This is a genomic window from Demequina sp. (assembly GCF_016278775.1).
GTDB lineage: Bacteria > Actinomycetota > Actinomycetes > Actinomycetales > Demequinaceae > Demequina.
Genome location: NZ_JADQBF010000113.1, coordinates 1 through 10,266 on the forward strand (window position 1 = coordinate 1; position 10,266 = coordinate 10,266).

Sequence of the window (10,266 nt, forward strand, 5' to 3'; positions counted from 1 at the left end):
TCTACAACGGCCACCAGAACCTCTCCCCGCCGCGCATCATCGGCCACGAGATCGCCGGGGAGATCGTGGAGATTGGTGACGGCGTCGACGGCTGGGAGATCGGCGCTCGCGTCCAGGTGATCGCGGCGGTGCCGTGCGGCGACTGCTACGAGTGCTCCCGCGGCTGGATGGAGGTCTGCCAGAACCAGACCTCGATGGGTTACCAGTACAACGGCGGCTTTGCCGAGTACATGATCGTTCCGCGCGAGGTACTCAAGGTGGACGGGCTGAACCGCATCCCCGAGGGCGTCGGCTTCGACGAGGCATCGTCCGCGGAGCCCCTGGCGTGCGCCATCAATGCGCAGCGCATCCTTGGCATCGAGGAGGGCGACACGGTGGTGGTGTTTGGTGCAGGACCCATCGGGGCCATGCACATTCGCCTCGCCCGCGCCAACGGCGCCGGACGGATCTTCCTCATCGACGTCAACAACGATCGCCTCAAGATGACGGCCGATGCCGTCCACCCAGACGAGGTCATCAACGGCGCCGAGGTAGACGTCGTGGAACGCGTCAAGGAACTCACCGACGGACGGGGAGCAGACGCCATCATCACCGCGACGGCCGCCAACATCGCCCAAGAGCAGGCCATCTCCATGGCCGCGCGCAATGGCAAGATCAGCTTCTTTGGCGGACTGCCCAAGACCAACCCGACCATCACGTGCGACTCCAACCTGGTGCACTACCGCCAACTGCGCATCTTTGGCGCCAACGGCTCGGCGCCGCACCACAACAAGGCCGCTCTTGAGATGATCGCCTCAGGAAAGGTCCCCGTAAAGGACCTGATCACGGAGCACATTGCGCTGGAGAACGTGTTGGAGGCTTTCGACATTGTGAAGCGGGGAGCCGCCATCAAAGTCACGGTCGAGCCGTAGACCAGCGTCTACAGAGGAGGGTGACGGGTGTACGCCGCTGAACGACACGAGGCCATCCTTGAGCGCGCACGCGCTCAAGGGCGGGTTGAAGTGGGAGTGCTCGCCGAGGAGTTGGGGGTGACGGTCGAGACGGTACGTCGCGACCTCACGGCCCTTGAACGCCTCGGCGTGTTGCGACGCGTTCACGGCGGCGCCCTGCCGGTGGAGCGGCTCACTCTCGAGCCAAGCCTTGCCGTACGTGAGGCGCAACGAACAGAGCAGAAGCAACGGATTGCGGAACGCGCTGTGGCGGAAATCCCCGAGGGTGGATCGATACTGCTCGACTCGGGTACCACCAGCTACGCGATCGCCGGCCTGTTGCCGCGCGACAAGCGGTTCACCGTCGTGACCAATTCCGTCGCTATCGCTGCCTTGCTTGCCGACGTGCCCGACATCGAGTTCATGATGCTGGGCGGTCGGGTGCGTAGCCGCACCGGCGCCGCCGTGGGGCAGTGGACCACGGGTGCCCTGAAGGAGATGGCGATCGACGTGGCCTTCCTCGGCACCAACGGGTTCTCCGTCGAACGCGGCTTCACGACTCCCGACCAGGCCGAGGCCGCCGCAAAGCGCGCCATGGTGACGGCGTCGCGGCGCGTCATCGTCGTGGCAGACGCGACCAAGGCGGGCCAGGTGCACCTGCACCGCTTCGCCGACGTCACCGAGGTCGCGCTGTTGGTGACCGACACCGGTCTGGACGACGAGACGACGGACGACTTCGACGCCGCAGGCGTGGAGGTGGTGCGCGCATGATCGTCACGCTCACGCCCAACCCCAGCCTCGATCGCACCATCACGGTGAAGACGCTGCGCTTGGGAGAGGTGCACCGTGCTCAAGCGCTGCACATCGACGCGGGAGGCAAGGGCGTCAACGTGTCGCGCGCGCTCGCGGCCAACGGTGTTGACACGATGGCGGTGTTGCCCGCTCAGGGGGCGCCGGCTGTCGAGTTCTCTGCGCGGCTCGACGGCGACGGGGTTCCCCACGACTTCATCGCGCTTGAGGGCGCCGTGCGCACCAACATCACCATCGTCGACGCGGCGGGTATCACCACCAAGATCAACGAGCCTGGGAGGGCGTCGACCACGGCCGATGCCACGGCGATGCTGGACGCTGTTGGCCGCCACACCGCCGACGCCGCGTGGGTGGTCGGTTGCGGCAGTCTGCCGCCTGGAATCGACGGCACCCTCTATGTGGGGCTGATCGAGCGGGCGCGGGAGCACGGGGTGAGGGTCGCGATCGACACGTCCGGCACGGCGCTACGCAAGGCGGTGGCAGCGCGGCCTGACCTCATCAAGCCTAACCACGAGGAACTCGAGGAACTGGTCGGCACGCCATTGCCCACCCTCGCCGACGTGCTGGAGGCCGCGCGCTCCCTCGTAGCCGACGGCATCGGCGCCGTCGTGGTGAGCCTTGGCGAGCATGGCGCTCTGGCCGTCGACGCCACCGGCGCCGTGCACGCGTCGGCCGTGGTGAGCCACCCGCAATCGACGGTGGGCGCTGGCGATTGCCTCCTTGCTGGCTGGCTCGCGGCGCTCGAGCGCGGCGCTTCCCTGACCGACGCCCTCGCCACCGGAGTGCGCTGGGGGGCCGCCGCTGTCGCCCTGCCTGGCAGCACCGTGCCGACGCCGGGGGACCTCTCGTTGCCGAGGGTCACCGTGTCTCCCGAATTGCCGCTCGACCTGACCCTGAACTCCCACCCAGGCCGCCTGGCCCCGACGCACAAAGGATGACTTCGATGCCTACACGCTCCGTGGAGATTGGATCCTCCGTTGGCCTGCACGCGCGCCCAGCGGCCCTGTTTGTTCAGGCGGTCAACGACTCTGGTGTTGCCGTGACCATCTGCAAGCCTGGCGGCAAGCCGTCTCCCGCCAACTCGATGCTTGCCATCATGGCGTTGGGGGCCAAGCACGGCGACACCGTGGAGCTCGGCTGCGAGGCGGACAACGCCGACGAGGTTCTTGACGGCCTGGTGGCCCTGCTCGAGCGCGACCTCGACGCAGAAAAGTAGGGCCGTCGTGGACAGCGTCGTCCAGGGCATTCCCGTCAGTTCGGGGGCAGCCTTCGCTCCCGTGGTGCAGGTGGGCGCGGCCGTGCGGCCCCCCGCCGACGAGGCGGTGCTGCCAGCGCAAGAGGCGGAGGAACGCATTCGCGCCGCGCTGGACGAGGTGGCCATCGAGATTGACAGGCGCGCGGCATCGGCGAGTGACAATGCGGCCGAGATCCTGGGCGCCACGGCGATGCTCGCGAGAGATCCCGGCCTGATCGACGGCGCCATCGCTCAAGCGGCCGCTGGCAAGGGGCCGGCTCAGGCAATCGACGCCGCCACTCAGGACTACATCGATCAGTTCGTGGCGCTCGGCGGCTATTTCGCCGAGCGGGCTACCGATCTGCGCGACGTGGGCGACCGCGCGATCGCGGCGGTGCTGGGCGAGCCCGCCCCAGGCGTGCCGCCGCTCGCGAGCGAGTGCGTGTTGGTGGCCATGGACCTGGCGCCTGCAGAGACGGCCACGCTGGATCGCTCCAAAGTGGTGGGCATCGTCACCGAGCAGGGGGGACGCACCAGCCACACGGCGATTCTGGCCGCGCAGATGGGGATTCCCGCAGCGGTGAAGGTGGCGGGGGCCACCGACATCCCCGACGGCACGCCCGTGCTCGTCGACGGCGACACCGGCCAGGTGCACATCGATCCCACAGGGGAGCTCGTGGAGAGGCTGAGGCAGCGCTCCGAGCGAAGGGAGGCCGCCCTGGCGGACAGCCACGGGCCTGGAATGACCAAGGACGGCAAGCGGGTGGCGCTGCTGGCCAACATCGGGGGCGTGGAGGATGCCGTCGCGGCGGGGCAGGCCGACGTCGAAGGGGTCGGCCTATTCCGCACCGAGTTTGTGTTTCTGAGCGCCTCGACCGCGCCAACGGTCGATGAGCAGGCGGAGATCTATCGCCAGGTGTTCGCGCCCTTTGAGGGCCGACGCGTGGTGGTGCGCACCCTGGACGCTGGGGCAGACAAGCCGCTCGCCTTTGCGGACCTGGGAGCGGAAGAGAACCCCGCGTTGGGGCGCCGCGGCCTGAGGCTCTCTGCCGAACTGCCCGACCTGCTGGACGCCCAACTCGAGGCGCTGTCGATCGCCGCAAGCGAGACCGGCGCAGACGTGCGCGTGATGGCCCCCATGGTGGCGCTCGTGGAGGAGGCCGCGTGGTTTGCCAGGCGCGTGCGTGAGAACGGACTCAAGTCTGTGGGCGTGATGATCGAGGTTCCCGGTGCCGCCCTCAGGTCGGAGCACGTGCTTGAGGAGGTCGACTTCGGGTCGCTCGGCACCAACGATCTGGCTCAGTACACGATGGCCGCCGACCGCATGCAGGGCGCGTTGTCCGACCTGCTGGACCCCTGGCAGCCGGCGTTGCTCGACGTGGTCGCGGCTGCGTGCCACGGCGCCTCCGTCACCGGCAAGCCGATGGGGGTGTGTGGAGAGGCGGGAGGTGACCCCCTGCTCGCGCTCGTGCTCGCTGGCCTTGGCGTGACCAGCCTGTCCATGGCCCCCACCAAGGTGCCGATGGTCAGGCTGTCGCTCTCGCTGCACACGTTCGCGCAGTGCCAGCGCCTTGCACACCTGGCGCGCTCGGCGCGGACGGCACAGGAGGCGCGGGAGGCCGTGATGGCGGCCGCCGCGCCCGCCCTGGCCGAGTTGTTGTGACGCGCGGTCCTCATGACGCGCGGGACGCGCGCGCATTAGCCTGAGCAGCGTGACGGAAGATTCGGCGCGCTCGCCCCTGACGGCCCCAGCGCTTGCCTCGCTCGTGGGCGAGCAGGGACCGCTGAGCGCGCTCGCGGTGACCGCCGCCTCGCCATCGACCAACTCGCAACTGCTCGAGGCGCTCGCCGATGACCCTCACGCCTGGCCTCACATGAGCGCGCTCGTGACGGACCACCAGACGTCCGGGCGTGGGCGCGCGGGGCGCGCGTGGGAGACGCCGCGCGGCGCTGCGCTGACCGTGAGCTTTGTGCTTCGCCCCGGCTTGTCGGAAGAGAGCTGGGGGCTCATCCCCTTGGCAGTGGGCCTGGCCGCCGTGCGCACGTTGCGTGCCGACGGCGTCGAGGCGTCGCTCAAGTGGCCCAACGACGTGGTGGTGCGGACGGCAGATGCGCCGATCCCAGGGTGGGGAACGTATCGCAAAGTGGCCGGGATCCTGTGCGAGCGTCGGGAAGACGCAGTGGTGGCAGGCATCGGCGTCAACGTTTCGCAGACGGAACAGGAGTTGCCGGTGCCGCACGCCGCCTCCCTCGCGACGCTTGGAGGGCATCACCTCGACCGGCGCGCGCTGCTCGACGCCTTGGCTCGCCACGTGGCCGACGCGGTGGGTCAGGCCGAGCGCGACCCCGATGGGCTCCTTGCCGACCTCGCGGCCCTCACCTTCACGCTGGGCCAGCACGTGGTGGTTGAGCGCGAGGGCCAGCCGCCGCTCACTGGCGACGCGGTGGCGCTGGCCGCCTCTGGTGCGCTGTTGGTGCGCGCCGGTGACGGAGCAACCCACGAGGTTCACGCAGGGGACGTGCGGCTGAGGACGGCCACGTGAGCGGGGCTTCGGTGGACGCGCGAGGCGAAGGCTCTGAACGTGCGCCCATGGTGGTGCCGCAGGTTGGCAACGCCACGCGCGCGGGGATCGCGTTGGGCATCGCGCTGGTGTTCTTCTCCGTCTTTCATCTGGCGTGCGGGCGCCTTGCAATCGAATTGTTGGCGGAACAGGACGACGGGTGGCTGGACCTGTCCTTTGCGGTGGCAGTCCTCCTGTATGGGGCGCTCGCGGTGCTGGTGCTCATCCCCATCGCGGTGTTCACCGTGGGGCTTGCGGTTGACGTGAAGACGCGCCAGTGGCCACGGGGGCGTGCCGCGGCGGTGCACGGGCTGGCAGGCTTCATCTTGGGGATCGGCGTGGCGGGGATTGCCGTCGCGGCGGGAGTGGCCAACTGGCCGACGGCGGTGCTGGCCTTCGCGGTGCCTTCCGCGCTCGCCGCCTTCGCCACCCACATGGTGTCGCCCACTGCCATGAGCCACAGGGGCATCGCGTGGACCGCGTGGGCCTTGGCCAGCGTTGCCATCGTGGCGTCGCTGGTGTTCGTCGTGTCAGTGTTCGTGCTCTAGTCGATTCCGCGCGGTCAGGCAGGCTCCACAAGCTCTGACGAGTCATTGTGCACATTGCCCACACAGTCCTGTCCGTGATCCCGCATCGCGACTGCGTTCGAGGCGTGCGACGATGCTGAGATGAACACCGTCACTGTTGTCGTGGGGGCGAATGGTCTTGTGGGCTCGCAGATCTGCGGTGCGCTGCTCAAGAACGGCGAGACCGTTCGGGCCGTGGTGCGTCGCGCGGGATCTATGGCGGCGCAGCCGGGGCTCGAGGAGTGGGTCGGCGACTTCACTGACCCCGTGTTCGCGACCAAGGTGTGTGCAGGTGCGCGTTCAGTGGTGACCACGGTGCACCCGATGGCGAGCGACTTCAAGACCCAACGCAGGGTGGGAGTCGAAGGCACGTCTGACTTTGCCCGTGCCGCGAGGGACGCTGGTGTCGAGCTCTTGATCCACATCTCGACCGCGGGTGTATACGAACGTGAGCCCCAGACGGGGGATGTGACAGAGTCTTCGCGACTGGTCTCTGATGACGCGGGGCCCTACGCGGTGACCAAACGCGACGCCGAGGCCTCTCTCGAGGAGGTCACTGGGCTTACCCGCGTCTTTCTCCGTCCGCCAGCAATCCTGGGGGCTGGCGAGTCGTCGACCTGGAATTCGATACTCCCCACGCAGATTCGCGACGACGAGACGGCACGGCATGCCGTGCCGGATCGGACCTTTGCGTGGGTGCACGTCAACGACCTGGCCTCCTTCGCCGCCGACATCGCGACAGGGCGCGTGGCGACCTCGAACGATCCGGAGGTGGGGCCGGTGGCAGGCTCGAGCACCGCTGTCAACGTCGCCGCATCGGCCGCGAAGGTCCGCGACTACTATGCCCCGGTGACTGCGGCGTTGGGAGTCGCTCCGATTTGGGACGACCAGCCCGCCTGGACCGGACGATTGGTCGCAGACCGCGCGAGGGCGTGGGGCTGGAGTCCGACGGTTGCGCTCGACCAGGCAATGATTGAGTTGGTGGCGCCGCTGAGCGGGACCCGAGAGCACACGACGCCCTAGCCGGGTCCGTCTATGGGGAGGGCTCGACCAGTTCTGGCGAATTGTTGCGGACGTTGCCCACTGCCTTGTCCACCTCGTGCCACGCGAGGGCGGGAGCGTCGGCGTGTGCTGCGTCCAGGAGGTCGTCCTTGCCAGACGCGGGGTCTAGCCAAGTGCGCCAGGCGTCGTCGCCCATCATCACCGGCTGGCGGTCGTGAATGCTCTGGAGGTCGCCGCGTGCCGCCGTGGTGACGATGGCGCACGTGATGAGCCATTCGTCGTCCGTGCCACTACGCCACGCCTCGACCAGGCCGGCGAAGGCGAGCGGCGCGTCGTCTTCTGGATGGATGAAGAACGGCTGCTTCCCTGAGGCGTCGGTGCGCCACTCGTAGTACCCGCTCGCGGGGACGATGCAGCGGCGCCTGGAGAAGGCGGTGCGGAACGACGGCTTCTGGGCGATGGTCTCCACGCGGGCGTTGATCATGCGCGAGCCGATCGCGGGATCCTTGGCCCACGAGGGCACCAGGCCCCACTTCGCCACCTCGAGAGTCCTGGCGTCCTCGCTCTGGCGAATGACGCGCACCCGCTGCATGGGCGCCACGTTGTAGGACGGGGGAAGCAGGCGTTCGTCGTCGGCGGTCACGGCCAAGGCGAAGGCGTCCGCCAAGTCTTGGTCGGCTAGGAAGTCCGCGTAGCGCCCGCACATGCCTCCATTGTGCGCCGCTGTGACAATGTCCACCTGGTGAACCGCCGGGCGAGGGCGGCGGTCGTGGCGCCCCCCGAATGGGGGTTGGAGGCCACGCTTACGCCTACCTGGAATGTCGTGTTGGTCACCTTCGCTGCGGTGTAAAACGGACAATACGGACTGATTGTGAGGAGCTTCACACGGCGCCCACAGGGGGTCTGCGGGGCTGTTGGCTGCTTGGAAAAGGGGGTCCCTGGTGTCATCGTTGAGTCATAGAACAGCAGGAGGAAGTGACCCACGAAAGGGAAGTCTCATGGCAATCCGTGTCGAACCCGCCGTAGCGGTTCAGCCGCTCGCAACCCGGGCGTTGGCATCTGCTGCGAGCTACGTGGTCATCTATGGCGTCACGTTCGCCTTCTTCGCCCCGCCAGCCACGTGGCTGGCCGCTGGCGGCTACTCCGCTCGTGACGCCACGAGCGTCACCTTCGCACTGTTGCTTATCGCGGCGCTGACGGTCACGTTTGGCGCGACCATCTTTGGCTACTCGGTGGGTTGGAAGATCGAGTCCGATGTACGCAAGCAGCGCATGACCCAGACGCGCGGCGCGGTGGAGTTCGCCTCCCTCGGCACCCTTCTTGCACTCGCCACGGCTGGCGTGTTCCTGCTGATCGTCACCGGCGGCACCGCAGCGAGCCCGTCCCTGATGGGGGCTGCCGCGCTTGGGCTGGTGGTGCCAGGAATGGTCGCCGCCATCTGCACCGGCTCCGTCACCGCACACGTGGCCGCCGCCAAGCGAGACATCTTCGCCACTTCGCTGAGCGCGCTCGTGGTGATCGTGCTCGTCAACTACTTGATTGTCGGCTCCCTTCCACCTTTGGCCGACCTGCCGCAGCTCTTCGGACTGTAGGCAGCGCCCCGTCGACGCTTCCGCCCAAGCGCCCGACGGTCTCTCTACCGCGGCGGCCACTTTGCCCGAGGTGGCCGCCGCGGTTCATTTTCTGCTCTGACGCCCACGCTGCCCCTATCCACAGGGGCTCCCGCGAACGGGCGTTTCCCTCTAGGGTTTCCGGCATGGGGGCTGAGACGACGATTGCCATCGAGTCACAGGTACGGGATCAGATCCGCAAGCGCGGGGTGGATCCTGTACGGGACGTGGCCGCGGTGCGGGCGCTGGTGGACGACGCCCTGGCGGCGTGGGAAGAACGGGCGTTGGTAGGTGCCGTGGCACCTGTGGAGGACCGCGCGGCGCTCGCCAAGTCGGTGCTGGACAACGTGGCGGGGCTAGGCCCTCTGCAGCAGTACCTTGACGATCCTGAGATCGAGGGAAATGGTATGCAATTGCAGGGTTGCGATGACGCTCCTCCTAGGTGTCCTCGCGAGCCGCAATAAGCGCTTCATTGAGCACTTGCTGAAGTTCAACGAACGCGGCGGACAAACTGGTCTCTAGCGGAGTGGCCGTGAGTGAGTCCCACGTCGGAAGTGTCGCAGGCGACACTGACTGCATAGCCTTCCACACCTCGGGGAGTTTCTCGTGGGATCGCCCGTGCGGGTCCGGGCTAGCGAGTTCCTGTCCAACGGTGGCTACAAACATTGCGATCCATATGGCATCCTGACGCGCCGCGTCCGCCGCGCGCTGGGCCGCTTGCGAGATTGCGTCTGGAAGATCGACGTTGAGGCGTTCGATTTGCTCGATGATCCTGGGGTGCGCCTGGTTGTCGATGTGGCCGAAGAACCCGTCAATAGATCTCCTGGCTGCCGGGAACGTGACCGCTCCGCTCATCGATGTAAACGAGGCGATCAGATTGACATTGGCGAGAAGCCCCCGGTGCTCGCGCGACCACTCCGGCACGTGTGAAGCGAACTCACGCAAACTTGCGAGGCGAGGCGCGCTGACTTGTGCTCTGTACGTTCGCGACATGAGGTCGACTTGGCGCCGGGTATGGGACGCGTATATTGCGGTGACGCCAAGGATCGCGAGGCTACCGACAGCCTGCATCGCCGTCACGTACTCCGACGGGAGATTGGCGACAGCGTAGATGATGCTCCCGAGAATCGCAGCCAGGAGTGCGCTCGTACCTACGCTTCGCCAGCGCTTGGAGACCGCGACTCGCGCGCGCCGGGGCCAACTTCGAGATGCGTGGGGTGCTGTAGCCATGAGACGAGGCTAGTCATTTGGAGCAATTTGGAAGGAGATGCGCGCCAAACGCACGACGGCCCCACGCTCCAGATGGAGTACTGGGGCACGCTCCAGATCGAGTGCCGGGGACTGCGTGGTGTCACGTGTGCGCAGAATCGAGCAGATCGCGAGCGCGAGCCTCGGCGTCGACGCCGCCCCGCCGGCGGGTGCGAGCGGCGACAGGGGCGAGTGGGCGCGGGTGCCAGAGGTGGGGATCGTGGCCAGGCGGGCACGGGCTCGCCGGGGAATGGCGGAGCGGGCACGCAAGGTGAGAGATGCGATGGGCTCTGGGCAGGTGGGCGT

At 67.7% G+C, this 10,266-nt stretch carries 13 protein-coding genes; 11 read left to right on the plus strand and 2 right to left on the minus strand.

Going from position 1 to position 10,266, the window contains the following annotated elements:
* From QZZ33_RS12300 to QZZ33_RS12335, 8 genes are all read left to right on the plus strand, one after another.
* A partial coding sequence (locus QZZ33_RS12300) for an alcohol dehydrogenase catalytic domain-containing protein (protein WP_291380336.1) occupies positions 1-911 on the plus strand: 911 nt, incomplete at its 5' end.
* Between the two features lie 27 nt (positions 912-938).
* Complete coding sequence (locus QZZ33_RS12305) at positions 939-1,700, plus strand: DeoR/GlpR family DNA-binding transcription regulator (protein WP_291380337.1); 762 nt, start codon at positions 939-941, stop codon at positions 1,698-1,700.
* Positions 1,697-2,677, plus strand: coding sequence for a 1-phosphofructokinase (gene pfkB / locus QZZ33_RS12310; protein WP_291380339.1), 981 nt, complete (start codon positions 1,697-1,699; stop codon positions 2,675-2,677). Before QZZ33_RS12305 ends, pfkB begins: the two co-directional genes overlap by 4 nt.
* Before the next feature lie 5 nt (positions 2,678-2,682).
* On the plus strand, positions 2,683-2,955 hold the full coding sequence (locus QZZ33_RS12315; protein ID WP_291380341.1) for an HPr family phosphocarrier protein: 273 nt from the start codon (positions 2,683-2,685) through the stop codon (positions 2,953-2,955).
* A 7-nt stretch (positions 2,956-2,962) separates the two neighbouring features.
* Positions 2,963-4,636 carry a phosphoenolpyruvate--protein phosphotransferase gene (ptsP, locus tag QZZ33_RS12320; RefSeq protein WP_291380343.1) on the plus strand — a complete coding sequence of 558 codons (1,674 nt, stop codon included), beginning with the start codon at positions 2,963-2,965 and terminating at the stop codon, positions 4,634-4,636.
* Positions 4,637-4,685: 49 nt separating this feature from the next.
* Complete coding sequence (locus QZZ33_RS12325; protein ID WP_291380344.1) at positions 4,686-5,516, plus strand: biotin--[acetyl-CoA-carboxylase] ligase; 831 nt, start codon at positions 4,686-4,688, stop codon at positions 5,514-5,516.
* Positions 5,517-5,563: 47 nt separating this feature from the next.
* The gene (locus QZZ33_RS12330) at positions 5,564-6,082 is read left to right on the plus strand and encodes a hypothetical protein (RefSeq protein WP_291380345.1); all 519 of its coding nucleotides are present in this window, start codon (positions 5,564-5,566) and stop codon (positions 6,080-6,082) included.
* A gap of 120 nt (positions 6,083-6,202) precedes the next feature.
* On the plus strand, positions 6,203-7,123 hold the full coding sequence (locus QZZ33_RS12335) for an NAD(P)-dependent oxidoreductase (protein WP_291380346.1): 921 nt from the start codon (positions 6,203-6,205) through the stop codon (positions 7,121-7,123).
* Between the two features lie 10 nt (positions 7,124-7,133).
* Here QZZ33_RS12335 and QZZ33_RS12340 read toward each other — a convergent pair whose 3' ends face one another.
* On the minus strand, positions 7,134-7,808 hold the full coding sequence (locus tag QZZ33_RS12340) for an SOS response-associated peptidase (protein ID WP_291380347.1): 675 nt from the start codon (positions 7,806-7,808) through the stop codon (positions 7,134-7,136).
* 292 nt (positions 7,809-8,100) lie between these two features.
* Here QZZ33_RS12340 and QZZ33_RS12345 point away from each other — a divergent pair, with 292 nt between their 5' ends.
* Together QZZ33_RS12345 and QZZ33_RS12350 are read left to right on the plus strand one after the other, a co-directional pair.
* Complete coding sequence (locus QZZ33_RS12345) at positions 8,101-8,694, plus strand: hypothetical protein (RefSeq protein WP_291380348.1); 594 nt, start codon at positions 8,101-8,103, stop codon at positions 8,692-8,694.
* A 164-nt stretch (positions 8,695-8,858) separates the two neighbouring features.
* Positions 8,859-9,176: a hypothetical protein gene (locus tag QZZ33_RS12350; protein WP_291380349.1), complete on the plus strand. Its 318-nt coding sequence runs from the start codon at positions 8,859-8,861 to the stop codon at positions 9,174-9,176.
* On the opposite strand, the gene QZZ33_RS12355 is transcribed toward QZZ33_RS12350, so the two are convergent.
* Positions 9,151-9,636: a hypothetical protein gene (locus QZZ33_RS12355; RefSeq protein WP_291380350.1), complete on the minus strand. Its 486-nt coding sequence runs from the start codon at positions 9,634-9,636 to the stop codon at positions 9,151-9,153. The two genes, QZZ33_RS12350 and QZZ33_RS12355, sit on opposite strands and share 26 nt — an antisense overlap.
* Positions 9,637-10,069: 433 nt before the next feature.
* Here QZZ33_RS12355 and QZZ33_RS12360 point away from each other — a divergent pair.
* A partial coding sequence (locus QZZ33_RS12360; protein ID WP_291380351.1) for a hypothetical protein occupies positions 10,070-10,266 on the plus strand: 197 nt, incomplete at its 3' end.